The 26486-nt window shown below is 33.5% G+C and carries 24 protein-coding genes; 10 read left to right on the forward strand and 14 right to left on the reverse strand.

From position 1 onward, the window contains the following. Positions 1-4: 4 nt before the first annotated feature. Genes BTR34_RS06515 through BTR34_RS06530 form a run of 4 tightly spaced genes read right to left on the reverse strand, consistent with a single transcriptional unit; the run spans position 5 to position 3114 of the window. Entirely contained in the window at positions 5-631 is a 627-nt protein-coding gene (locus BTR34_RS06515) for a LysE family transporter (protein ID WP_068485245.1), read from the reverse strand. Between the two features lie 4 nt (positions 632-635). Then, positions 636-1304 (reverse strand): tRNA (guanosine(46)-N7)-methyltransferase TrmB, encoded by a 669-nt coding sequence (gene trmB / locus BTR34_RS06520; protein ID WP_068485246.1) that lies wholly within the window; start codon positions 1302-1304, stop codon positions 636-638. Positions 1305-1356: 52 nt separating this feature from the next. After that, positions 1357-2427 (reverse strand): sensor histidine kinase, encoded by a 1071-nt coding sequence (locus BTR34_RS06525; protein WP_068485247.1) that lies wholly within the window; start codon positions 2425-2427, stop codon positions 1357-1359. Continuing rightward, the gene (locus BTR34_RS06530; RefSeq protein ID WP_068485248.1) at positions 2428-3114 is read right to left on the reverse strand and encodes a response regulator transcription factor; all 687 of its coding nucleotides are present in this window, start codon (positions 3112-3114) and stop codon (positions 2428-2430) included. A 230-nt stretch (positions 3115-3344) separates the two neighbouring features. On the opposite strand from BTR34_RS06530, the gene BTR34_RS06535 reads away from it, so the two are divergent. The 6 genes from BTR34_RS06535 to BTR34_RS06560 all read left to right on the forward strand — a co-directional run bounded on the left by BTR34_RS06535 (position 3345) and on the right by BTR34_RS06560 (position 12286). Further along, the gene (locus BTR34_RS06535) at positions 3345-4634 is read left to right on the forward strand and encodes a hypothetical protein (protein WP_068485249.1); all 1290 of its coding nucleotides are present in this window, start codon (positions 3345-3347) and stop codon (positions 4632-4634) included. 99 nt (positions 4635-4733) lie between these two features. Next, on the forward strand, positions 4734-7571 hold the full coding sequence (locus tag BTR34_RS06540) for a TonB-dependent receptor (protein ID WP_068485250.1): 2838 nt from the start codon (positions 4734-4736) through the stop codon (positions 7569-7571). Between the two features lie 240 nt (positions 7572-7811). Next, positions 7812-8120, forward strand: coding sequence for a T9SS type A sorting domain-containing protein (locus tag BTR34_RS06545; RefSeq protein WP_068485251.1), 309 nt, complete (start codon positions 7812-7814; stop codon positions 8118-8120). 171 nt (positions 8121-8291) lie between these two features. Continuing rightward, positions 8292-8615: a T9SS type A sorting domain-containing protein gene (locus BTR34_RS06550; protein WP_068485252.1), complete on the forward strand. Its 324-nt coding sequence runs from the start codon at positions 8292-8294 to the stop codon at positions 8613-8615. 76 nt (positions 8616-8691) lie between these two features. Continuing rightward, positions 8692-9669, forward strand: a complete 978-nt coding sequence (locus BTR34_RS06555) for a LuxE/PaaK family acyltransferase (protein WP_068485253.1) — start codon at positions 8692-8694, stop codon at positions 9667-9669. A 103-nt stretch (positions 9670-9772) separates the two neighbouring features. After that, positions 9773-12286 (forward strand): DUF3857 domain-containing protein, encoded by a 2514-nt coding sequence (locus BTR34_RS06560; protein WP_068485254.1) that lies wholly within the window; start codon positions 9773-9775, stop codon positions 12284-12286. On the opposite strand, the gene BTR34_RS06565 is transcribed toward BTR34_RS06560, so the two are convergent. The 3 genes from BTR34_RS06565 to tyrS form a co-directional block, all read right to left on the reverse strand. Continuing rightward, the gene (locus BTR34_RS06565; protein ID WP_068485255.1) at positions 12276-12725 is read right to left on the reverse strand and encodes a hypothetical protein; all 450 of its coding nucleotides are present in this window, start codon (positions 12723-12725) and stop codon (positions 12276-12278) included. The genes BTR34_RS06560 and BTR34_RS06565 overlap by 11 nt on opposite strands. 197 nt (positions 12726-12922) lie before the next feature. Further along, positions 12923-13309, reverse strand: coding sequence for a hypothetical protein (locus tag BTR34_RS06570; RefSeq protein ID WP_157483878.1), 387 nt, complete (start codon positions 13307-13309; stop codon positions 12923-12925). A gap of 48 nt (positions 13310-13357) precedes the next feature. Next, positions 13358-14650 carry a tyrosine--tRNA ligase gene (gene tyrS / locus BTR34_RS06575; protein WP_068485257.1) on the reverse strand — a complete coding sequence of 431 codons (1293 nt, stop codon included), beginning with the start codon at positions 14648-14650 and terminating at the stop codon, positions 13358-13360. A gap of 104 nt (positions 14651-14754) precedes the next feature. On the opposite strand from tyrS, the gene BTR34_RS06580 reads away from it, so the two are divergent. Beyond that, a complete protein-coding gene (locus BTR34_RS06580; RefSeq protein ID WP_068485258.1) occupies positions 14755-15762 on the forward strand; it encodes an NAD-dependent epimerase/dehydratase family protein in 1008 nt (335 codons plus the stop codon). Here the strand turns inward: BTR34_RS06580 and BTR34_RS06585 are convergent. From BTR34_RS06585 to BTR34_RS06595, 3 genes are read right to left on the reverse strand one after another with little or no spacing between them, the layout of a single operon-like run. Further along, entirely contained in the window at positions 15743-16180 is a 438-nt protein-coding gene (locus BTR34_RS06585; RefSeq protein ID WP_068485259.1) for a DUF4296 domain-containing protein, read from the reverse strand. The two genes, BTR34_RS06580 and BTR34_RS06585, sit on opposite strands and share 20 nt — an antisense overlap. Next, positions 16177-17514, reverse strand: a complete 1338-nt coding sequence (locus BTR34_RS06590) for a dihydroorotase (RefSeq protein WP_068485260.1) — start codon at positions 17512-17514, stop codon at positions 16177-16179. Before BTR34_RS06590 ends, BTR34_RS06585 begins: the two co-directional genes overlap by 4 nt. Before the next feature lie 2 nt (positions 17515-17516). Beyond that, positions 17517-18245: a polyprenol monophosphomannose synthase gene (locus BTR34_RS06595; protein ID WP_068485261.1), complete on the reverse strand. Its 729-nt coding sequence runs from the start codon at positions 18243-18245 to the stop codon at positions 17517-17519. Between the two features lie 134 nt (positions 18246-18379). Between BTR34_RS06595 and BTR34_RS06600 the strand changes: the two genes are divergently transcribed. Genes BTR34_RS06600 through BTR34_RS06610 form a run of 3 tightly spaced genes read left to right on the forward strand, consistent with a single transcriptional unit; the run spans position 18380 to position 21458 of the window. Next, complete coding sequence (locus BTR34_RS06600) at positions 18380-20053, forward strand: ArnT family glycosyltransferase (protein WP_068485262.1); 1674 nt, start codon at positions 18380-18382, stop codon at positions 20051-20053. Positions 20054-20106: 53 nt separating this feature from the next. Then, on the forward strand, positions 20107-20706 hold the full coding sequence (locus tag BTR34_RS06605) for a DUF4271 domain-containing protein (protein WP_235843246.1): 600 nt from the start codon (positions 20107-20109) through the stop codon (positions 20704-20706). An 8-nt stretch (positions 20707-20714) separates the two neighbouring features. After that, complete coding sequence (locus BTR34_RS06610) at positions 20715-21458, forward strand: uroporphyrinogen-III synthase (protein WP_068485264.1); 744 nt, start codon at positions 20715-20717, stop codon at positions 21456-21458. A 52-nt stretch (positions 21459-21510) separates the two neighbouring features. On the opposite strand, the gene pckA is transcribed toward BTR34_RS06610, so the two are convergent. The 4 genes from pckA to BTR34_RS06630 form a co-directional block, all read right to left on the reverse strand. Next, the gene (pckA, locus tag BTR34_RS06615) at positions 21511-23115 is read right to left on the reverse strand and encodes a phosphoenolpyruvate carboxykinase (ATP) (protein ID WP_068485265.1); all 1605 of its coding nucleotides are present in this window, start codon (positions 23113-23115) and stop codon (positions 21511-21513) included. A gap of 263 nt (positions 23116-23378) precedes the next feature. Then, positions 23379-24512: a glycerate kinase gene (locus BTR34_RS06620; protein ID WP_068485266.1), complete on the reverse strand. Its 1134-nt coding sequence runs from the start codon at positions 24510-24512 to the stop codon at positions 23379-23381. Continuing rightward, positions 24509-25978, reverse strand: coding sequence for an SLC13 family permease (locus BTR34_RS06625; RefSeq protein WP_082960188.1), 1470 nt, complete (start codon positions 25976-25978; stop codon positions 24509-24511). The genes BTR34_RS06620 and BTR34_RS06625 overlap by 4 nt, the downstream gene beginning before the upstream one ends. A 64-nt stretch (positions 25979-26042) precedes the next feature. Continuing rightward, positions 26043-26435 carry a DUF423 domain-containing protein gene (locus BTR34_RS06630; RefSeq protein WP_068485268.1) on the reverse strand — a complete coding sequence of 131 codons (393 nt, stop codon included), beginning with the start codon at positions 26433-26435 and terminating at the stop codon, positions 26043-26045. Between the last annotated feature and the right edge of the window lie 51 nt (positions 26436-26486).

Consider the following 26486-nt stretch of genomic DNA (forward strand, 5'->3'; position numbering starts at 1 on the left):
TCTTTTAATTAAATAATCGAATAGCGGTGATTACAAACAACAACACCATTAATCCGCTTAATATATAATTACTGTTCTTGGAAAAAGACTTGGTTTTATGCTCCCATTTATTAAAATAAATAATATATAAATACATGGCGAAGAAAGTACCACTACCAGCTGCCAAAATAAACAAAATCTCATCTATTATTCTATAGCTCATAATGCCATGAGCATGAAATACCGTATTTAAACCACTATAATAAGGGATTGCCAAAAGATTAATTAAAGCCAAAAACACACCTTTAGAAAAGCTATTTCTCTTCTTTGTTTCTGCGAGTACCAAAGGCCTATTTTCTTGCTTTCTACCTTTTATAAAGAACACAATAGCCAAAATAAAAAATATGACCAATGCCAATTGTAAAAGGACTTCAATTACATGCTGGTTTCTAGAAATATATTTTGCAATACGAACCGCAATATATGTTTGCAACATAACCGCTACAGCAATCCCAAGAGCAAAAATGATTCCGTTGGCTTTTCCTTTCTCAACACTGGTTTTCGCCGCATTTAAGTTCAGCAAACCCGGCGGTAAAGAAGCTAAAAATGCAGCACCGAAAGTGAAGAAAAATAAGATTGGCAACTGTTGCATTGACTTAGTTTACCTTGAACCTAATAAAGGTAATAGGTTTTCCCTTTTCAAGATACTGATTTTCATAGAAAGTCTGTATTTCTAAGACTTCTTTAGGGCTACCTTCGTTTTTATAAACATCGTGGTTGGCATAAAGCACCTCTAAACCAAGTCCATGCAGTAAGCCCAGAGTATAGCCGTGCATGAACTCGCTATCTGTTTTTAAATTTACCGTTCCTTCAGGTTTAAGAACTTGTTTGTAGCGCTTTAAAAATGCCGCATTCGTCATACGGTGTTTGGTACGTTTATATTTTATTTGCGGGTCTGGGAAGGTAATCCAAATTTCATAGACCTCTTCTTTTCCAAAAAGATGATCCACCAATTCTATTTGGGTTCGTATAAAACAAACATTAGAAAAATCGCGTTCAACCGCTTCTTTCGCACCTTTCCAAAAACGGGCGCCTTTTATATCAATCCCAATAAAATTCTTATTTGGAAATTTCTTTGCCAACCCAACGGTATATTCCCCTTTACCACAACCCAGTTCTAATACAATAGGGTTATCGTTTTTGAAATGGGTATTCCATTTTCCTTTCAATGGAAAACCACCAACCACTTCATCTCTTGTTGGTTGAATTACGTTTGAAAATGTCTCGTTTTCCTGAAATCTTTTTAATTTATTCTTACTTCCCACAATTTTTGAATATAAACTGGGGCAAAGCTAAGAAAAAAGAGAGGGTTAGCCTTTATCGCTTGACTTCTAATTGAGAGTTACTTTTTTCTAGTGTAAATGAAAATTCAGAGCCTACTTCTACAGCACTTTCTACATATATTTTTTCACCATGTGCTTCTATAACATGTTTTACAATAGCAAGACCTAAGCCAGAACCGCCTTCGCGCCTACTACCACTTTGGTCTACTCTGTAAAATCGCTCAAAAAGTCTTGGAATATGTACAGCAGGTATACCTTCACCATTATCAGTTACCCTAACAATTACTTTATTTTTTACTAAGTTTTCTACACTTACCTCTGTAGTCCCATTCTCGTTACCATATTTGATGGAGTTGACCAATAAATTGGTAAGCACCTGTTGTATTTTTTCTTTATCGGCATATACCAGAATTGGCTTTTTATATGCAATATCGAATGTAAGGGTGATGTTCTTTTTAGCGGCCTTCATTTCTAATAGGTCGAAGACACTTTGTATTAATTCAATAATATTAAATGACTTCTTATCTAAATTAAGGTCACCAACTTCTAATTTTGTTATTAAATCTAAATCTTTTACAATATAAATTAAACGATCAACTGCCTTATTTGCCCGAATTAGGTATTTCTTTCTAACATTCTTATCGTCAATAGCACCATCTAATAAGGTTTCAATATAACCTTGCACAGTAAACAGTGGTGTTTTTAACTCGTGAGAAACATTTCCTAAAAAATCTTTTCTATACTCCTCCCTAATTTTTAGGGTATCTATTTCTATTTTTTTGTCTTTAGCAAACTTTTCTATTTCAGCTGTTAATGTTCTCATGTCCGTAGTTATAGGGTAGGTAGAAAGAGAAGTTGATTCTAACAACGCAACATCGTCATATATTTTCTTAATCTTTTTATAAATGAATTTATCTATTCTAATTTGTAGTACAACAAACGAAATTGTGAAGAAAAGTATTCCAGATAAAAGTAATAGAAGCCAATTAAATATACTAAATGACCAAAACAAAAGCGCCAAAAATACTGTCCCTGTTATAGCAATATATAAAGATGAGCGAAAGGCAAATCGGTACGATTTTTTAGAACGTAAGTGTACGGACATCTATAATACAAACTTATATCCTACTCCTTTTACTGTCTTAAAATGATCTTCACCAATTTTTTCACGAAGCTTACGAATATGAACGTCAATAGTTCTACCACCAACTACAACTTCGTTACCCCAAACTTTATCCAGTATAACTTCTCTTTTAAAAACCTTACTAGGTTTAGAAGTTAAGAGTGCCAATAGTTCAAATTCTTTTCTAGGTAGAATAATCTCTTTTCCTTTTTGAATAATCTTATATTCTTCTCTATTAATAACGATATCACCAACTTTAGTAATATCTTCTTGAGTATTTACATCATTTTTAATACGTCTTAAAAGAGCATTTACTTTACTTACAAGCACTTTTGGCTTAATGGGCTTTGTAATATAATCATCTGCACCAGCATCAAAACCTGCTACTTGAGAATAATCTTCGCCACGAGCAGTTAAAAAGGTAATAATGGTATTCTCCATACCAGGCGTTCTTCTTAAAATTTCACAAGCTTCAATACCATCCATCTCCGGCATCATTACATCTAAAATAATAAGATGTGGCATTTTCTTTTTTGCTTTTGCCACACCGTCAGCACCATTTTTTGCCGTATAAACATCATAACCTTCCGCAGATAAATTATAGGCCACTATCTCTAGGATGTCTGGTTCATCATCTACTAAAAGTATCCTAATGTCTTTCTTTTTCATGGTATTTAAATTGGATTGATTTGCTCAAAAGTAAAGATAATACTATTACAGAAACGCTAGTTAACATTGATTTAATGTAGTAACGTTTAGATAACATTATAAAAATAAAGGTTTAACATGTACCTAACTCGACCGTTACAACAGGTTGTTTTCTTTGTTACGCAATAAAATTGCATGTGTTTAGAACACAATTACCAACCTAATTACATTAATAAATTTAAAAAGAAAAGATGAAAAAAATTATTTGGTCACTTGCTACAATTACCGCTATTATCACAGCAGCATCTTGTGAAAAAGAAACAGTAGTTGAAATCGAAAAAGAAGTAATTGTTAAAGACACAGTAACTGTAGATCCAGTTGAAACTTCTATTACAGTTTCTGAGGATATAATAACTGATGTTACTTGGACTGCTGACAAGGTAGTAACCTTAGATGGTAGAGTTTTCGTTACCGAAGGTGCTTCACTTACAATTGAGCCAGGAACTATTATTAAAGCAAATGCAGGGTCTGGTGTAAATGCTTCGGTATTAATAGTAACAAGAGGAAGTAATATTGTAGCTGTAGGTACTGCTGCCGCTCCAATCATTTTTACATCGGCTGCCGATAACATTGAATTAGGACAAACCGCTGGGACCAACCTTGACCAAAATGATCGTGGTCTTTGGGGTGGTTTAATTATATTAGGAAACGCTCCTGCATCTTTTGATGGGGATGCCGTGTCTGCCCAAATAGAAGGAGTTCCTACTGATACTGATGGTGATAAAGGATTGTATGGCGGTACTGATGCTGCTGATGATTCAGGTACATTACGGTACATTTCAATTCGTCATGGTGGTGCTTTAATAGGTGAAGGAAACGAAATTAACGGCCTTACTTTAGGTGCTGTTGGCTCTGGAACAACAGTTGATAACATTGAAGTTGTAGGCAATGTTGATGATGGTATTGAATTCTTTGGTGGTACTGTAAACACAACAAACCTTTTTGTATGGGCACAAGGTGATGATGGTCTTGATATTGACCAAGCTTATTCTGGCACTATTGACAATGCAATGGTTATACAAGGTGGAATTTCTGACCATGCCTTAGAAATAGACGGACCAGAAGGTTCTCTACAAGGTGCGTATACTTTAACAAATGCGACTTTAATTGGTCTTGATAATAATGCTACTGCTGGTGAAATTGCTGATTTCCGTTCAAATGCACAAGGTACTAACAGCAATATATTAGTATCAGGTTTTACAGGAGTTGGTACTGATCTAGTACTTTCTGATGTTGAAATTGACAACGCAGGAGTTGCTGCTAATTATACAGCGGGAACTTTAGTATTCACGAATTGGGAAATCGTATTACCAACTGGTGTAACTAATTCTTCAGAGGTTTTTAATGACACCACGGATAGTACAACTTTTGAAGCTGATACGGCAACTTTTTCTTCTGCAGTAACAGAAGGTACGGTTGGTGCTGATACATCTGTATTTGCTTGGACTTATGCGAACGGTAAAGCAAGTTTAGGTTTTTAATTTATACACTAATTAATTATTACACATAATAATTGCTCGTCTTAAGATATTCTCTAGGCGAGCAATTTATTTCTTTTTAACATTTTCAACTAATTAATTATGAAACTCAAGTTATTATTAATTTTACTGATCACCTTTTCCGCTCAAATTATATCTGCACAAGAGGGCATTATATCAGGAACTGTGATGGACGGTGAATTTAATGACGTATTACCTTTTGCAAATATTCTTATTAAAGGAACCACTAAAGGAACCACATCCGATTTTGATGGAAAATATGTTCTAGACGTAGAACCTGGCACGTATACAGTTACTTTTTCGTACTTAGGTTATGAAACCAAAGAAGTATCTGAAGTTATTGTTAACCCTGGTGCTGAACAAATAATAGATATTACTTTAAATCCGCTTGCCAATGCATTAGACGAAGTGGTAGTTACTACAACTGTTAGTAAAAATACAGAGGCTTCTGTATTAAATCTACAAAAGAATTCGGTAGCGCTATTAGATGGTTTATCTATTCAAAGTATTAAAAAATCGGGAGCTGGAGACATTGCTAGTGCCATTAAAGCAGTACCCGGAGTATCAGTACAAGGTGGAAAATTTGTTTATGTCCGTGGTTTAGGTGATCGCTACACCAAATCTATTTTAAATGGTGTAGACGTACCTGGTCTTGACCCAGACAGAAACACTTTGCAATTAGATATTTTCCCAACAAATATTCTTGACAATATTATTGTTGTTAAATCTGCAACTGCGGATCAGCCTGCCGATTTTACAGGTGGTGTTGTTGATATTGTTACTAAAGACTTCCCTTCAAGAGCTGAGTACAGTTTCTCTGCCGGCATGGGTTATAATTCTAGCATGCATTTTAAAAGCAACTATTTAAAATATGATGGCAGCCCAACAGATGCACTAGGTTTTGATAATGGTCAAAGAGATTTGGCAATACCACAACATATTGAAACCCCTTTACCTGTTACCGATGGCAAAAGATCTGCCGCGTTGACCAAATTATTAGAACCAAATTTAAAAGCACTTGAAGAGCAAAGTGGTTTGGATTTCAATTTTGGGTTTACAGCAGGTAATCAATATAATCTTAATGAAGACGGAAGTAAAAAATTAGGTTATTTAGCTTCCCTTACGTATAAAAACAGTACAGAATTTTACGAAAATATTGTTAGCGGACAAGTTTATAGAAAACAAGATCAAGATAAATCTGTTCTAGAATTAACCGATGATAGAACACAGACTGGAAATTTAGGTGTAAATAATGTACTTATTAGCGGACTTGCTGGAATTTCATTAAAAAGTTTACAATCTAAATACAAGTTAAATGTATTACATATTCAAAATGGTGAATCTAGTGCATCTTACCTTAGACAAGACAACTTTAATGTCAATTCTAATACAATTTTCAAGGACGTATTAACCTATACACAACGTTCTATCACCAATATTTTATTAAATGGTGAACATACGAATGAAGATGGATCTTGGAAAGTATCTTGGAAAGTATCACCTACCTTCTCTAAAATTTACGATAAAGACCTTAGAACAACACCTTTCAGGTTTGACCCTGAAACTGGTAATTACACAATTTCGCCCAGTGAATCTGGAGACCCTAGTAGAATTTGGAGAGACCTAGAGGAATACAATGTAGCCAGTAAATTAGACTTAACTAGAAAACACCAATTATTTGGTAGAGAAGCAAAATTAAAATTTGGTGGTGCTTATACTATTAAAGTAAGAGATTTTGTTGTGAATCAATTCTCTACTCCAATACAATCGCAAACGGGTAACTATAGTCTAAATTTTGGTGGTGATGCTGATTTAGTTTTAGCTACTAACAATATTTATAATCCACAAACAAGAGAAGGCAGCTATGTAAGACGAGATTCTAACATATCTGATTCCTTTAATTCGCAAATTACTGTAGGAGCTGGTTATGTGGGCGACGAATTCAAATTTTCTGATCGCTTTAACTCTATTGTCGGGGTAAGATTTGAAAAATTTGACCTTCGTTATACAGGTGAAAATCAAGATGGTGAAGTTTTTGACAATGCTGCTATTTTAGATAAAACTGATTTCTTCCCTTCGGCAAACTTTATATACGAGTTAAACGAAACTGGGAATAAGAAAATAAGAGCATCTTTCTCTAGTACTACAGCAAGACCTTCATTTAAAGAAGCATCTAATGCTCAAATTTTTGACCCGGTTTCAAGTACGTTCTTTATAGGAAATATTAATATTCAACCTACATACATAAATAACTATGATGTAAGATTTGAAGCTTATGGCGAAGGAACAAACTTCTTTGCTTTTAGTGGTTTCGCCAAGACTTTTAACGACCCTATTGAACTTACATTCATTAGAGAAGCCAGAGGGCAATTTATTCCTTTAAACTTAGGTGATGCCAAAGTATTTGGAGCTGAATTAGAGTATAGAAAAAATATGGATTTTATACCAGGATGGGAAGACTTTTCTTTTAACGCGAACATATCTGTTATTGAATCTCAACAGTCTTACAGCGCTGATGAAGAAGCTGCTAGACGCGATAACTTAAGAATAGGTGAAACACTTGATGATTACAGACAATTACAAGGGCAATCTCCTTTATTATTGAATGTTGGTATTAGCTATGATAATGATGACAACGGCTGGCAAGGGGGTCTTGTTTATAATGTACAGGGTAAAACCTTAGAAATTGTTGGTAACGGTGATATTCCAGATGTTTACACAATGCCTTTCAACAATTTAAAATTTAACCTTAGCAAAGAATTTGGAAAAGATAATAGCAGTAAAATCTCTCTAAAATTTGAAAATATATTGAATGACAAGTATGAAAGTGTTTATCAATCTTTTGGTGCTGAAGACCAACTATTTTCATCAAGACACCCCGGACAAGCAATTTCATTAGGATATAGCTACCAGTTTTAAAACATATTAATTTCAATATAAAATAGCCCGTAATTACGGGCTATTCTCATTTAGAATAATTCTTACAACCGAAGACTACACTATTAATTAAAACGAAAAAAGCGTAGTTAATGTCATAAATAGTGCATTTCATCGATTATTTTGCATTTCATCGATCTTTTCACAATAACTCGTCTTACAAAAACAGAAAAGGCCGTTTAATACCTATATTTGTGGCATAGCATTTGTAACCAGCTATATATGAAGAAACTTTACGCAATCATCTTCTTTTTGTTTATTTCCTTTAGCTATGGGCAAAGCTCCCAAAGCAATGGAGATATTGATGGTTTTAGTATGTACCCAAATCCGGTTATTACAGGTAAAGTATATATCTCTACAAACTTAAATGCTCCTAAAGAAATTTTTATCTACGATGTTTTTGGCACTCTTTTGCTAAAGACTACCATTTTAGGTAAAGAATTGAATTTATCTGATTTAGATGCCGGTGTTTATGTGCTGCGCGTTTTAGAAAAAGATAAAATGGCTACCCGTAAATTGATTGTTAAATAGTATTTTTTACAAAAACAATCCTTATTATCGTCATCGATTAAATACACGTTTTTTCGATGAATTACCTCACCTAGTTTGTTGACCTACATAATCTTAGCTTTCACAACATTTTTGGACTGCTAGCTACGCTAATAAGTACCTTTACTTCGTTGATCCCAAATCAATTTTAAAATGAAGAAAATCTACTTTATCCTATTAATGGTATTTTCAATTGGCCTTTATGCTCAAGATACCATAGATGTAAATAATCTACAAAACGACGAAATTACCGGTTTTAAATTGTACCCCAACCCTGCCATGGCCGATGTGGTCTATGTTACTACTGAACAAAACTCGCAAAAAGAAGTTAGAATTTATGATGTTTTTGGTGAATTGGTTCTAACAGATAGGTTGACTACAAAAGCCTTAAATATTTCTCGATTATCTCCTGGTGTTTACGTTGTTCAAGTAACTGAAAATGATAAATCAATTACTAGAAAATTAATAGTAAAATAATACGTACTACTAATTTCGACTACCAAACCATTAAAATAATTACGTTCAGTACCTTTGCTTCAACCTGAAAATATTCATGGAGCAAAACACAATTTTTGACATAAAAACAGAGAGGGAGTTTCTATCCCATGCATTGCGCATTTTTAATTTTCAGTATAACAACAATAGTGTATATCAATCCTTCTGCAACCATTTAAATGTAGAGCCAAAAAAGGTCAAAACATTAGAGCAAATTCCATTTCTACCTATAGAATTTTTTAAATCTAAAAATGTAGTCAGTACTAACCAAAAAGCTGAAATTATCTTTACTAGTAGCGGAACTACTGGTAGTGAAACTAGTAAACATTACGTTACTGATTTAAGCCTTTATGAAGAAAGTTATTTAAACGCTTTTATACATTTTTATGGCCCTGTAGCGGACTATTGTATTATTGCCTTATTACCATCGTATTTAGAACGTACCGGTTCCTCGCTCATTTATATGGCGCAAGATTTAATTACGAAGTCTAAACACCCTAATAGTGGCTTCTTTTTAAATGAATACGATAAATTATACCAACTATTAATTGAATTACAGAAATCTAAAACAAAAATATTAATCATCGGTGTTTCTTTTGCCTTATTAGAGTTTACCGAACAATATCAACTTTCTCTAAAGAATACCGTAGTAATGGAAACTGGCGGAATGAAAGGTCGTAGAAAAGAAATTGTACGGCAAGAATTACACCAACTACTTACCAATGGTTTTGGTGTTTCAGAAATACATTCTGAATATGGAATGACTGAGCTTTTATCACAAGCTTATTCTAAAGGAAACGGTGTTTTTAATTGCCCTGCATGGATGAAAATTTTGGTACGAGATACAGAAGACCCTCTTACCTATTTAAATACTGGAAAATCTGGCGGAATTAATGTAATTGATTTAGCCAATATTAATTCATGCTCGTTTATTGCCACCCAAGATTTAGGTAAGATTTACGAAGATGGCTCGTTTGAAATAATTGGCAGGTTTGATAATTCAGATATTAGGGGCTGCAACCTAATGGTATTATAGGGTTCCCTTTTATAAAAAAACAATTATACGTTTTACAATTCCAAAACGTTGTTTATTTAAGTTAATTCTTACTTCAATTTATATTGACCGTAAACAACAACAAATGCGTACAAGATTACTATTTATACTTATCCTTTTCCTTGGTATTTCAATTTATGCACAACAAGCAAGAAAAACTTCCACTCCAAATTGGGTAACTCCTGTAGAAGTTAAATTAGATACTACTTCTGAAGATGAAGGCGCCTTTAAATACCTATTGTTAGATTATCAGGACAATTTAATTGACAAGGAACAATTTGCACATTACGCTTTTAAAATACTAAATACTGACGGTATCCAGGAAATGTCTGATATTAGTACCTCTTACGATCCTGCCTTCCAAAAACTGGAATTTCACAAAGCGCAAGTCATACGAAATGGTACTATAATAGATAAATTAGAAAACGCTTTTATCAATACCTATCAAAGAGAAACTAACTTAGAACGTTCTTTGTATGACGGCTCTTTAACTTCTGTTATTAACTTATCAGACATTAGAGTAGGTGATATCATTGAATATTCCTATACCATAAAAGGGTTTAATCCTATAAATAAAGGAAATTATTCTAACCTTATCTATCAAGAATATACCTTACCGGTTAATAGAATTTATAGCAGAATACTTACGGATTCTAAAAATTCTATTTCTTTTAAATTATTAAATGGTGCCGCCGAACCAAAAATACAAACATCATCATTTGGCAAAGAATATATATGGAATAGCGAAAACAATGCCCATGTAATTTATGAAAGTAACGTTCCCTATTGGTTTAATACCCAAAAACGTATTTCTGTTTCCACCTTTAAGAATTGGGAAAGTGTTGTTGATCTATTGACGCCGTACTACAAAATATCAAAAGAAAAACTAACAACGCCTATTTCAATAGATGCAAAGCTGGACTCCAAACAAGATGTTATCATTAAACTCATTCGTTTTGTACAAGATGAAATTAGATATCTAGGGTTTGAATCTGGCGTTGGCGCATTTAAACCAAATGACCCAAAAATTGTTCTTAACCGACGGTATGGCGACTGTAAAGACAAGTCTCTATTACTTTCAACACTGCTACAAGATCAAGGCGTTACTTCTTACCCAATTTTAGTTAACTCCGAATCCAATAAAAATTTAGATGTATTATTACCTAGCCACGAAATTTTTAATCATTGTATTGTTTATTTTGAACATGACGGAAAAGAATATTTTGTAGATCCTACCATTTCTAACCAAGGTGGTAACCTTTATAATTTAAACACCCCTAATTATACTACTGGATTAATTCTTAAAGATGACTCTAATAAACTAAAAGAAATACCCGAATCTACAAAGGCAAAAGTTAGAATTGTAGAGGATATTGTTATAGATTCTATAGGAGGTAATGCCGAATTTGAAGTTAAAACCGAATACTATAGAAGTAAAGCAGATTATATGAGGTCTTATTTTAAAAGTAATACCGAAGAAAGTATTAATAAAGATTACTTGACTTTTTATAGTAATCTTTACCCAACTATAACTTCTGCCAATAAAATTTCACATTTAGATGACTCTAGACCTTGGGAAAATATATTTACTACTACAGAATATTATGACATTGAAAATATTTGGCACTCTACGGAAAGTGACGAAACAATGTATCTTGACACAAATGCATTAGTACTAGACGGCCTAATAAACTACACCAATTCTTTAAAAAGAGAAATGCCGTATAGCGCTGGAGCTCCTTTTAGTTTTTCGCAAACAACCCGTATTCTATTACCGGAGCCATGGAACATTTTCTTAAAGGATATTAATATTGACAATGAATACTATAGCTTTTCTAAAAATATTGAACTTACCGGTAATTTGGTTACTTTAAATTACGCATACGAGCTAAAGAAAGAAGTTATACCAGCATCGGATACTCCTACTTTTTTAAAGGAACATGAAGATATAAGAGATAGTTTAGGCGTTCAACTTACATATGCTGACAATGGTATGTCTGAAACAGGCATTAGTTGGCTGTCAATCCTAATTATGTTAGTGTCACTTGCCATAAGTAGTTTCTTTGCTTTAAAAATTTACAAAAACTATAATCCTGAAAAGGAAGAAGGGGCCGAATTACCTGGGCAAGCTATTGGAGGCTGGCTCATATTACCCATAATAGGTTTATCAATAACTCCTTTTGTAATTCTTTATCAAATATATTTAAATCAATATTTTGATGCTACAATTTGGGATGGATTTGAATTAGGTGGTTATGAAAATATAGGATTATTAAATTTATATCTTGGATTTGAACTATTCTACAACTTTGCTTTTTTAACCTTCACCATATTGACTTTGTTTATGTTATTTAATAAGCGTACAGCAACACCAAAAATGATGATAATCTTCTATTCCTGTAATTTAACCGTCATTATTCTTGAAAGTATCTTCATGAACCAAGTGGGTATTCCTGACCCAACTGCTGCTAACGATATCATTAAGGTTGTAATAGCATCTGCAATATGGATACCTTATTTTCTAAATTCTACCAGAGTAAAATCTACTTTCGTAAATACTTATGATGCAAATAAGTTAAATTATTTGGCTAATTCTTAACCAATTCATAATCTAACCCAGGGCCATCACATGCCATCCACATACTAGAAAGCATTTTAGAAGATCTATACATTAACAATTCTTTATTATCACCAGTACAGCTGCCTGCTATGGAATTATTAGTGGTATAAGTGAGTTCTAAATAATGCTCTGTATCATTATCAAACTCTATAACCTCAAAAGTTCCCGTAGCTTCCGTAACACTATCTTCAATAGTTCTTGATTTTAAAAAAGTGCCATCAGGTGTAAAAATGTAATATTCTTGCCACTCCATATCAGCATCGGTAGCCTCATAGTTTGTCCAACTACTACTAATTTTAGTTAACACCCATTTTTGCTCGGAAAACTCAAATTGGGTTGACTCTAAACCAAAATCATCATCGTTAGCGCAAGAAGAAGCGAAAAAAATAAATAGTAAAAGGACTGCGTACGTTCTCATGGTTTCAAAATATAAAATCTACCATAGGATGAAGAATAGACCATAAAGTTGCGCCAGGTGTGGAATTATATTTAGAGAACTAAAATTTTAGCATCTACACAAATAAATGAAAAACGTCTCATAATATAAATTGAAGAATTATCCTAATGCAAATCTTATTGTCTAAAATTATTTTTAAAACAAATAGAACAAACCTCTTATCTCTTAAATACAAATGTTACCTCATCATCTGCTATTTCAGGATTATCCTGTAAGGTCAATGTCAACAACGAACCTTCAACTTCAAAACGATAAACTGTATCATCACTAAAACCAATACGGTCTCCTTGCCCACCATAAAAATGCTCACCAGCTTCTCTAAAAAAAGAATATTGGCCGTCATGAATTACAGTAACCCTACTCCTATCCGTATCAAAATTTATTTTAGTTAAAGAGAAATCGGTATCTGGTTCAAAACTACAATAACAAACAACATTTAACAATTGCCACTCGCCTTCTAACGCAGCATCTGCAATAACCGGTTCATCATCAGTATTACAAGCAAAAAACAACATAGATAGTACTATCAAAAATCTTAATTTCATTTTCAATATTTTCAATAAGATGATTTACTATGCCAAAGGTTGCTTACATTAACTTAATACCAATACAAAATAATTTTTCTTTCCTCTTTGCAAAAGCACAAACTTATTATTGATTAAATCGTTTTCAGTAATTAAAAAATCTTCTTTTACCTTCTCTTTATTTACCGAAATGGAGTTTTGTTTCAACTCTCTTCTTGCTTCACCATTAGAACCTAAAAAATTAGTTTTTGCAGCTAATGCTCCAATCATATCCAACCCATTGGTTAATTCGGATCTAGAAAGCTCGGCTTGTGGCACGCCTTCAAAAATTTCTAAGAATGTTTTTTCATTTAAACCCTTTAAATCTGATGCTGTAGACTTACCAAATAAAATATCGCTTGCACGTTCCGCATTATCCAAATCTTCTTGAGAGTGGACCATTACCGTAATTTCATCTGCCAATTTTTTCTGCAATAGTCTTAAATGCGGTGCTTCTTTATGTTGTTTTATTAAATCTTCAATTTCTTGCTGACCTAAGAATGTAAATATTTTAATATACTTTTCTGCATCTTCATCCGAAGTATTCAACCAATATTGGTAAAATTTATAAGGCGATGTTCTTTCCGCATCTAACCAAACGTTACCGCCTTCAGTTTTACCAAATTTAGTCCCATCGGCCTTTGTAATTAACGGACAGGTTAATGCGTAACCCTTACCACCGGCTATTCTTCTAATTAATTCGGTTCCTGTAGTTATATTGCCCCATTGGTCACTTCCGCCCATTTGAAGGCTACAATTATTTTCACGGAATAAATGAAGAAAATCGTACCCTTGTACCAATTGATACGTGAACTCCGTAAAAGACATACCCTCTTTTGCTTCGGAAGAAAGACGTTTTTTTACCGAGTCTTTAGACATCATATAGTTAACCGTAATATGCTTGCCTACATCTCTTATAAATTCTAGAAAGGAGAAATTCTTCATCCAGTCATAATTATTGACTAAAACTGCGGCATTGTCCTCATTTCCCGAAAAATCTAAAAAACGGGATAACTGCTCTTTCAATGCATTTTGATTGTGTCTTAGTGTTTTTTCATCAAGCAGATTACGTTCCGTAGATTTGCCAGAAGGATCCCCGATCATACCCGTTGCCCCACCAATTAAGGCATATGGCTTATGCCCTGCCAATTGAAAATGACGAAGCATCATTACCCCAACTAAATGACCTATGTGTAATGAATCTGCTGTTGGGTCAATACCTACATAAGCAGATTGCATACCTTCTAATAAATGTTCTTCTGTTCCTGGCATTGCATCATGCAACATTCCGCGCCATTGTAACTCCTTGACAAAATTTGTCATCTCTTCCTTAATTTTAATTGAATTGCAAATATAAATGGAATTCTTGCCAGTACACAGCAGATTAAACCATGAATTTATCCACCTGTATTCCCTAAATTTGAACTATGGTATTAGTTACAGGAGGCACAGGTTTGGTGGGATCGCATTTATTATTGCAATTAACCCAGAATAACATCAGTGTTCGTGCACTTTATAGAAGTGCCGAAAAATTAGAAATTGTTAAAAAAATCTTTGGATACTATACTAATGATGTAACTTCTTTATTCAATAAAATTGATTGGATTTTAGGGGATATCTTAGATATACCTTCTTTAGAAACTGCTTTTGAAAATATATCCCAAGTATACCATTGTGCTGCATTTATATCATTTGATCCTTCAGATTTTAAAACTTTAGAGCGTATAAATAGAGAAGGCACCGCGAACATTGTAAATTTATGTATAGCTACAGCCGTTAAAAAACTATGCCATGTAAGTACTATTGGTACTATAGGAAGAACAACAACCAGCGAAGTTTCTACAGAAGAAACGGAATGGAGCAGGCAACATACCAACCCGTACGCCATTACAAAGTACTTAGCTGAAATGGAAGTTTGGCGTGGTGCACAAGAACAGTTACAGATTGTTATTGTTAACCCAGGAGTTATTTTAGGTCCTGGTTTTTGGGAAAGTGGTAGTGGTACATTTTTTAAAACTGCTTCCAAAGGATATTCGTATTATCCCCCAGGGGGCTCAGGGTTTATAGCCGTGGGTGATGTCATTAAAATAATGATTGAATTAATGAATACGGATATTAAATCTGAACGTTTTATCCTTGTTGCAGATAACCTTACCTATAAAGAGATACTAAGTGAAATTTCCATTGCTCTGGGTAAAAAATCGCCATACTTACCATTAAAAATATGGCAACTTCATATTGGCAAATTAGCCGACCATATTAGAAAAATGATAACCGGAAAAACAAGAACAATTACAAATAGCACCATCCACGGCTTAAAACACCCAACTACATTCGATAACGCTAAAGTGAAAAACGCTTTGAAGTTTAAGTTTAAATCAATTGAAGATGAGGTAAATTTTTCTGCCAAAATATTTATTGAGGAACACTCTTAGTCTTATCGGCCGTTTTCTCAATTTGTTTTAAATCTTTCTTTGCGTCTTTTTTTACGAGATTTAGACTATCATTTATCTTTTTATCAGCTTCTAGCTTTAAACGTTGCTTTTCTAAACGAGCTTCAACATCTTTATACATTGTTTCATATAACAATGGTTTTGAAGCATAATAGCGATCACTATCTACATATTGAGCACTATCTATCTTAAATTTTTCGAATAAAAACTCAGTCGGTTCAATACCATTATCTTTTAACTGTCCTATATTAGTCCCTTTAGCCGCATTTATTATCGCCATTTCTTTAATAATCAACACCATTTTATCCTGTGGTATTAAATTATCCGGCTTTTCTATCAATTCTTCAGCACATGAAAAAAATAATAAAGTTGATAACGATAAAACTACTATATGTTTCATGGCCTATTAAAGGTTAATCTTTTAGCATTTCTGGATTCTGAAAACTCACCATTTGTATACCCCAAGTGCCCATTAATAATAGTGTGTACCACTTTTGAAGAAAAGGTAAAATCTTCGAACGGTGACCATTTGCATTTGTAGGCAATATTCTCTTTAGTCACGTTCCATGAACTATTTAAATCTACAACCACTAAATCAGCATAATACCCTTCTCGAATATAGCCTCGTTTTTCTATTTGAAATAAGATTGCTGGATTATGACACATTTTCTGTACCACTTTCTCGAGTTTTATGGTACCATCTTTTACCTTTTCTAACATTGCCGGTAGTGCATGTTGTACTAATGGCCCGCCAGATGGTGCTTTTGTATATACATTATCTTTTTCTTCTAACAAATGTGGGGCATGATCAGTTGCAATAACATCAATTCTGTCATCTAATAGAGCATCCCATAATTGCTCACGGTCTTTTGCTGTTTTTACTGCAGGATTCCATTTAATTAATGTTCCTTTTTCTGCATAATCAGCATCAGAAAACCAAAGATGATGAATACAAACCTCTGCCGTTATTTTCTTTTGCTCTAACGGAATATCATTTCTAAATAAATTAGTCTCTTTCCCTGTAGATACGTGAAACACATGAAGTCTAGCGCCCGTTTTTTTCGCTAAAGCAATGGCTCTAGATGATGATAAGTAACATGCTTCTTCACTTCTAATAATAGGATGGTATTTAAGTGGAATATCATCTCCAAACTCCGCTTTATATTTAGCCAAATTCTCCCGGATAGTTGTCTCGTCCTCACAATGTGCGGATATTACCATTTCAGTATTCCTAAAAATACTTTCAATCACCTTTTCATCATCAACCAGCATGTTTCCTGTTGAAGATCCCAAGAATAATTTTATTCCAGAACAGGCATTCTTATCTAACTTTTTTAATTCTTCTAGGTTATCATTTGTACCACCGAACAAGAAAGAATAATTAGCATAAGCTGAATTTGCCGCCATTGCAAACTTTTCTTCAAGCTTCTCTATTGTGGTTGTCTGCGGAGTAGTATTTGGTTGTTCCATAAAAGTGGTAATACCACCTGCAAGTGCTGCCCTGCTTTCTGTTGCAATAGTACCTTTATGTGTTAAACCAGGCTCTCTAAAGTGCACTTGATCATCAATAACCCCTGGTAAAACATGCATGCCCTTAACATCAATTACTTTTGCATCTACATCAGTAATATCTTTCGCTATTTTAACTATCAGCTCATCAATAATAAGAATATCACTTTCCTGTATTACCCCTTCATTAACGATAATACCGTTCTTCAATAAAATTTTACCCATACTTAAAATTTATTTCTTAAAAATAGACTTCTCATTTTCATTACAAAAACTCCCCAAATTGCTTCACTAATAATCGAAGAGCTCATTTTTGACTTACCCAAAACTCGGTCTCTAAAAATAATAGAAACTTCTTCTATTTTAAAGTCTTTTAAATAGGCTCTAAATTTCATTTCTATTTGAAATGCATAACCTACAAAACGCACTGAATCTAAATCGATAGCTTCCAAGACTTCTCTTTTATAACATACAAAACCTGCTGTTGGGTCATGTACACGCATGCCCGTTATGAGTTTAACATAAAATGATGCGCCATAAGACAACAAAACCCTGTAGAGCGGCCAATTGACTACATTAACTCCATTCTTATATCTTGAACCTACCGCTAAATCGGCACCATTAATACAAGCTTTTTGCAAACGAAGCAAATCTGATGGTGTATGCGAAAAATCAGCATCCATTTCAAAAATATAATCATAGGACCTATTTATTGCCCATTTAAATCCATGAATATAAGCTGTACCTAACCCAGACTTCTCTGTTCTGGTTTCCAAAAAAAGTTTTTCTTTAAATTCCTCTTGAAGTCTTTGTACACAATCACCAGTTTTATCGGGAGAATTGTCATCTACAATAAGAACATGAAATTCTTTTTGCAAATCGAATACCGCCCTTATTATGGCTTCAACATTCTCTATTTCGTTATAGGTAGGTATAATTACAATACTACTCGCCATATATTTTCAAAGGTGTTTCAACAAAAATAAGGTTTTAATAGTCGTCTTGTAACAGGCCACAATACCTTTATGAAATTTTTAAAATAGGTAGCTATCCTTAAATTTGTAATTTTGCCGCCAAGCACCTTATATAAATGTTATCTAAAATACCTAAGCAGTTCTATTTTTTTCTAACTGCTATTTTTATTCTTAACGTAATTCAATCGAGTTTTACTCAACTCATTTTTGATGAGGCCTATTATTGGTATTACAGCCAAAATATGGCTTGGGGTTATTTTGACCACCCACCAATGGTTGCATTTCTAGTAAAAATTAGCAGCTTTTTTTTTAATGGCGAACTTGGTGTTCGGTTTATGAGTTGTGTACTCTCTACCATCAATATTGTATTGCTATGGTTAATGATCGATAACCCTAAAAAGAACGATTATATTAAACATTTCTTTGTGCTCATTTTTTCAATGACACTCTTAAACGCCTATGGCTTTTTTACCTTACCGGATACTCCTTTACTATTTTTTACTAGTTGCTTTTTATTAACCTATAAGTACTTTATTAAAAACCAAACCTTAGCATTATCTGTGCTTTTAGGCATATTTATGGCCGCCTTAATGTATAGTAAATACCATGCGGTACTAGTCATTTTCTTTGTTCTACTATCTAACTTAAAATTAATACGTAATAAATATGCATGGCTTTCGGTTGTCGTAGCTTTAATTTGTTATGCTCCCCATTTTTATTGGCTTTTTGAAAACGACCTAGTCTCCATTAAATACCATTTGTACGAAAGGCCTAATGGCGCTTATAGCTTTGAAAAATATACACTTGGTTTTTTTGTGAATTTAGTTGCTGTTTTTGGCTTAACATTTCCTTTTATTTACAAGGCACTTTTTAAAACAAAAAGTAATAACTTATTTAACAAAGCACTTATATACTTAACATACGGTGTAATACTATTCTTTTTCGTTTCTAGTTTTAATAGAAGAGTACAAACACAATGGATTATTATTATTTGTATTCCTTTAGTAGTTATTGCTTTTAACTACATGCTGCATAATAAACAAGCATTAACTTGGATTTTTAGATTAGGAATCATCAATACTGTTATTATCCTCTATTTAAGAGTAGGTCTTGCTTACCAACCACTGTTATTTACTTTTTATTACGAAACCCATGGTAATAAAGAATGGGCCACGGCCATTAAAGATGAGGTGGGTAACAGACCAGTTGTATTTGAAAATTCGTATAGAAATGCGCCAATGTATTCTTTCTATACCAATGGCACACCTACATTTTCTCTTAACAACTTCATGTACCGTAAAAATCAGTATTCGATAGATAATTCTGAAGAAAAAATACGTAACAAGGACGTTGCATATGTATCAAAATACAGTAAAGACAATACCTTTACCTATACTCGAGAAGATGGTGGAATTTATAAAGGGAAATATATACCTAATTTTCAATCGTATCGCAAACTAGAATGTATTTTAAAAGATAATGCGCTTCTTTTAAATTCTGATGAAAATATTGAGTTAAAAATTTATAACCCCTATAAAGAAACAATTGATTTAACCAAATTGAAATTTGCAGTTACGTACATGGATGACTACAAAATTCCAAAAGAAACTTTAGCTTTTGTACCTGAACCTACAGATCCCAAAACTACAGCATTAACACAAAAAGATACTACCCATTTTAATTTTAAACTTCCTAAAACAAATAAGGAAAACATTGGGTATTTTAGAGTCGTCATTTCAGAGAACAATCTCTTATATGGTTTAAACGGAAAACCTATTCCAATAAAATAATGGAACCTATTGCAAGAACTTTTGCTCAAAACGATTGGATTACTATTTCTTTAATGGTTAGTCTACTATTTCCATTAACAGCTAAAAGCTTTTATTATTCTCGCTTTTTTAGCTTTATTATTCTTCCCTTTAACAATAAGTATATTACCATATACACAAAGAAAGAAAAGTTGTTTAATTGGTTTCATATCTTATTAAGCGCCTTCCAAATTATAAATACTACATTATTTATTTATTTTATTTGGCATGTTTACATGCCTCAAACCCTTGTTAAAAATCCGTTTATTTTTCCATTACTTCTCGCGGGAGTTTTCTTATTCTTGACCATTAAAACTATAGCGCAGCTGTTCAACGGTTTTATTTTTAATTCTTACAAAACATTCAACGAGCTGATTTTTAAGAAATTAACTTACCTTAATTATTCTGGTATTGTTTTATTTATTGCCAATGTTATTTTAACCTACGTTGCAATAGACTCAAAAATCGTTATGGCTATAGCAATAATTGGCTTCTTAATCATAAATATAATTGGCTGGGTCACAGTACTCAGGAATTACCAAAATTTTATTAGCTCCTATTTTTTCTATTTTATTTTGTACCTTTGCACACTCGAAATTGCACCCTTAATTATTTTGGGAAGCTTTCTAAAATAGCGCAACGTATGAAAGTAAAAACGATTTTGGTTTCACAACCGGAGCCGAAAATGGAAAATTCTCCCTATGCCAAACTTATTGACAAAGAAAAAGTTAAGGTAGATTTTAGGCCATTTATACATGTAGAAGGTGTTGACGCCAAAAGTGTACGTCAGCAAAAAATAGATTTAAATGATTTTACGGCCATTGTTTTAACTAGTAGAAACGCAGTAGATCACTTCTTTAGAATTGCAGAAGAAATGCGATTTAAAGTACCCGATTCTATGAAGTATTTCTGCCAATCAGAAGCTGTTGCATACTATCTCCAGAAATATGTGGTCTACAGAAAGCGTAAGATCTATGTAGGAAAACGACTGTTTACTGATTTGGTACCGTTAATTAAAAAATATAAGGACGAAAAATTCTTGTTGCCATCCTCTGATGTACTTAAATTAGATGTTCCAGAAACGTTAGACTCCCTAAGCATTAATTGGAAAAGGGCCGTTTTTTACAAGACCGTTATAAGTGATCTTTCTGATTTAAGAAATGTATATTACGACATTTTAGTGTTTTTTAGTCCATCGGGCATTGAATCTTTATTACAAAATTTTCCTGATTTTGAGCAAAAAGAAACTAGAATTGCTGTATTCGGCAACTCTACCGTAGATGCAGCAACTGGTGCGGGTTTAAGAATAGATATTAAAGCTCCTACTCCAGAAACACCATCAATGACCATGGCGTTACAAAAGTATATTACCAGTGTTAATAAATAACACTCAAAAACATAAATAAAAAAAGCCTTGCAATACAAGGCTTTTTAATGCTTTAGAATGCGTATCGCTGCGGGCCGCCTCTTCTTATTTCTTCACTGGCATACCCTTCAAATTTTTTAAAGTTTTCCCTAAAAGCATTTGTCAGTTTAAATGCTGTTGTATAATATTTTTCATCATTATTCCATGTAGAACGAGGACTTAATACAGACGTAGGTACACCTGGACACTCTCTAGGCTGCGCAACTCCAAAAACAGAATGGATATGGTACTTATCATATGAATATAAACCTAAATCACCATTTAGCGCTGCAGTTATCATTGCTCTAGTATATTTCAATTTCATTCGTGTTCCAATTCCATAAGGACCCCCTGTCCAACCTGTATTTACCAGCCAAACAGCTACCCCAGATTCCTTCATTTTTTTACTAAGCATTTCTGCATACTTTGTGGGGTGTAGCGGCATAAATGGAGCACCAAAACAAGCCGAAAATGACGGTACTGGCTCAACAACACCCGCTTCCGTACCTGCGACTTTAGCCGTATAACCAGATATGAAATGGTATGCAGCCTGACTAGGCGTAAGCTTTGAAATTGGAGGCAACACGCCAAAAGCATCGGCAGTTAAAAAGAAAATATTCTTCACATTCTTACCAATAGAGGGTTGTTGTATATTATCAATATGGTATATAGGGTAACTAACTCTTGTATTTTGTGTTATTGAAGTATCCGCAAAATCTACATTACCTTGACTGTCTAAAACTACATTCTCGAGAATAGCACCCGGTTTTATAGCCCCATAAATTTCTGGCTCTTGTTCTTCTGATAAATTAATAACTTTTGCATAACAGCCGCCTTCAAAATTAAATACAGTGTTTCTACTGGTCCACCCATGCTCATCATCGCCTATTAATTTTCTATTTGGGTCGGTTGACAGAGTTGTTTTTCCTGTTCCTGATAATCCAAAAAAGATTGCTGTATCTCCTTCTTCCCCAACATTGGCAGAACAGTGCATTGGCAATGTTTCCTTATATACCGGTAATATGAAGTTTAAAGCGGAGAAAATACCCTTTTTAATTTCACCAGTATACCCAGTACCTCCAATAAGCGCAATTTTATCAGTAAAGTTTAATATTGCAAAATTATGCTGTCTTGTGCCATCTAATTCCGCGTTGGCCATAAAGCCAGGAGCGTTGATTACCGTCCACTCGGGAGTAAAATCTTCTAACTCTTCTTCCGTTGGACGCAAAAACATATTATACGCAAACATGTTAGACCAAGGGTATTCATTTATTACCCTTATATTTAATTTGTAGTCTTTGTCAGCACATGCATAACTATCTCTTACAAAAAGCTCTTTTTCATTTAAATAGGCAATAACCTTATTATATAATGAATCAAATTTTTCTTTTTCAAAGGGAATATTTACGTTTCCCCACCAAACCTTATCTTTTGTGATATCGTCTTTTACAATAAAACGATCTAATGGCGACCTACCTGTAAACTCACCAGTATTGACAGCTAGAGTACCATTGCTAGTTTCAACTCCCATATCCATTTCTAATGAAACTTTTTGTAGTTGTTCTGGATCTAATTGATAATGAAAATTAGCGTGTGTAATTCCATTTGGTTTTAGAGAAATTGTTTTCGCGTTTGTCATTGAGCCTTATATACTTTAGAAAATTTGTTCATACAAAACTAAAAAAATTAAAGCTGAACCATTGATATTCAGAGCTTAATTAACTCCATTTCTCGTCGAAATACGAATTCGATTAAAGAAACACTATAAACAGATAATATTCTTAGGCAGTTTATTCCTTTTAATACATATTATATATCATAACCCTAATAAAATTACATTATTGTAATTTTAGCTTTGATATTTTAAGAAATAAATAAAAATAGAGTAGTTTTTTTAACGCCTTATTTTTTAAAAATACTAAAAAAATGGGCTGTTTTCAAGGTTAATAAGTCTGCTGCATATTTCATATTATAGTCTAAATCTTTACTATTATCTTGTATTTCATATGCATCGAAAACTCCTAACTTCTTTAGCTCCTCTTTTTGAATATCCATCTTACCACATATTGTAATTACAGGAATATTTTCGCGTAATCCCAAATCAAGCACACCTTTAATTAATTTACCTTGCAGCGTTTGCTTATCAATCTTACCTTCTCCTGTGATAATAAAATCAAATGTTTCTTTTTTCAACAAACTATTAACGCCTGAAAGGTTCAATACAAAATCTACGCCTCTATAAAACTCAGCGCCCAGAAATGTTTTAAGTCCGTATGCAACACCTCCCGCTGCGCCTGACCCAGAAATTGCAGCATTATTGCCTTTAAAATAATCTACTACTACCGCATCTAAATTCTTAAGACCAAAATCTAACTCTTCAATCATTTCTCTAGTTGCTCCTTTTTGCGCAGCATAAACAAAAGCAGCACCGTCAAAACCAAATAGTGGATTAGTAACATCATTTATGGCATAAAAATTTACACTTTTTATCTTATCAGAAACACCTTTATCACTTATAAACTTGATTTGACTTAAACTTGCACCTATTGCCGGTAAAACTTCTTTCTTTTCATCTAAGAGTTGAAAGCCCAATGCCGATGCAATACCAATTCCGCCATCATTTGTTGCACTGCCACCTAAGCCCATATAAATATTCTTTACGCCTTTTTCAATAGCATCTTTAATTTGCAACCCTGTACCATATGTACTGGTCAACATAGGGTTTAGTTCATTAACCGACAATAACGCCATACCAGAAGCATTGGCCAATTCTATAAAGGCCGAATTACTTTCTTGATTATATAAATAGTAAGATTGAATAGTTTTGCCCAAAGGATTTTGGCTTATAACCTGAACTGAAATACAAGGCCTATATTTTGCTACCGCATTCATAAAACCATCGCCACCATCAGAGGCTTTAAAGTAATGAGATGTGAATTTTACCCCTGCCTTTTCTATTCCGGCAACAAAAGCCTTAGCCACTTCTTCGCTAGTTAAAGAGCCTTTAAATTTATCTGGTATAAGTAATAGTTTCATTTAGTCAAATTTTTGGGGAAACTATTTATAGTAATATCCCATAATTCTGGGAGTACAAAATATACGAAAAAGGTTAACACAATAATAGATACAATATTCATAAAGAATCCTTTACCTACCATATCTGGTATTCTTAGATATCCTGAACCAAAAACTACTGCGTTCGGCGGGGTTGCTACCGGCAACATAAAAGCACAAGATGCCGCAACTGCGGCACCAACCATTAACACAAACGGATGGACATCTATAGTAAATGCCATAGGCGCCAAAACTGGTAATAACATTGCCGTTGTTGCAAGATTTGATGTTATTTCGGTTAAAAAATTGACAGCGGCAATAAGCACCAATACCAGAACAAAAACCGGTAATCCTGACAAAGAAGTCATTTGACCACCAATCCATGTAGCCAGTCCACTATCTTCAAAGCCCTTTGCCAAAGCCATTCCACCACCAAACAGCAAAATAATTCCCCAAGGCATTTTTACAGCCTCTTCCCAATTAATAAGTTGTTCATTCTTTTTCTTTGCCGGAATTAAAAACAAAACAATAGCAAAGAATATCGCAATTATAGTATCATCCAAATCAGGTAAAAACTGTTGCAATAAAAACGAACGTGTTATCCAACAAAATGCAGTAAGCGCAAATACAAAGGCTACTACTTTTTCTTCATAACTGATTCCACCCAGCTTAGATAGCAATCGCTTAATTTCTTCTTTACCACCAGGAAATGATTTTTGTTTGAATGTAAAGGCATATTTGGTTAAATACTTCCAACATATAATAATTAAAATTATTGAAATAGGTAAACCAAATGCAAACCATTGCATAAAAGTAATTTCATAACCATAGGTATCTAAAACTACACCGGCCAACACTAAATTTGGGGGTGTACCTATTAATGTTGCCAACCCTCCAATAGACGCGCTATAGGCTATGGCAAGCATTAACGCCTTACCAAAGGTCTTATTTTCATCTTCTTCCGTGTTAGGATTATCTTGCAACTGTTTAATTATTGCCAAACCGATTGGCAGCATCATAACCGATGTTGCCGTGTTTGATATCCACATAGATAAAAAGGCAGTTGCCACCATAAAACCAAGAATAATTTTACGAACATCCGACCCAATTAAATTAATAATATTTAATGCAATTCGTTTATGCAAATTCCATTTTTCAATAGCAATTGCGATAACAAAACCTCCCATGTATAAGAATACATATTTATGCCCAAATGAACCCGATGTAGAAGACAAATCCAATCCACCTGATAATGGAAATAATACTAACGGAAGTAGTGCCGTTACAGCAATAGGGATTGCTTCGGTTATCCACCAAATGGCAATCCATAATGTAGAGGCCAATACCGCATTGGCCTGCTCCGAGAGACCTTCAGGATGAAAGAAAAAAAGTATAAACAAAAACGAAATAGGACCTAGAACGAGCCCCAATAATTTAGTTTTATCCATAGACAAAGCCTTTAAAAGCATGAAAATACATTTTTATTAGGTTTAACATGGATTTACTTTAACCTCAATTTTGAGTTTTAGATTTTAGTATTCCAAAAAGCATCAATACCCAGGCTGCAATTAAAAAAACTCCTCCAATAGGAGTTACTATTCCAATAGTTTTAAAATCAAAATTTACCAACTCGTTTAGTGCTAAAAGATAAATAGATAAGGAAAACAGTACTACGCCTACTACCACGCAAAGATATATTGGTCTTTTTGAACTTAGTATATTATCGGGAATTAAGGCGAGTACTAATAGAAAAAAAGAATGATACATTTGATATCGCACACCTGTTTCAAAAGACTTAATTGCAGCTTCATCTACTAAATTTTTCAATCCATGAGCACCAAAAGCTCCAAGTATTACTGCAAGCATTCCTAATACACAACCTGTAATTAAAATTGTTTTTTTCATAACTTTTTCTATAATTATCTTTATAAATGTAACAATTTGATACCTTAGTAT

Source organism: Maribacter hydrothermalis (assembly GCF_001913155.1).
Taxonomy (GTDB): Bacteria; Bacteroidota; Bacteroidia; order Flavobacteriales; family Flavobacteriaceae; genus Maribacter; species Maribacter hydrothermalis.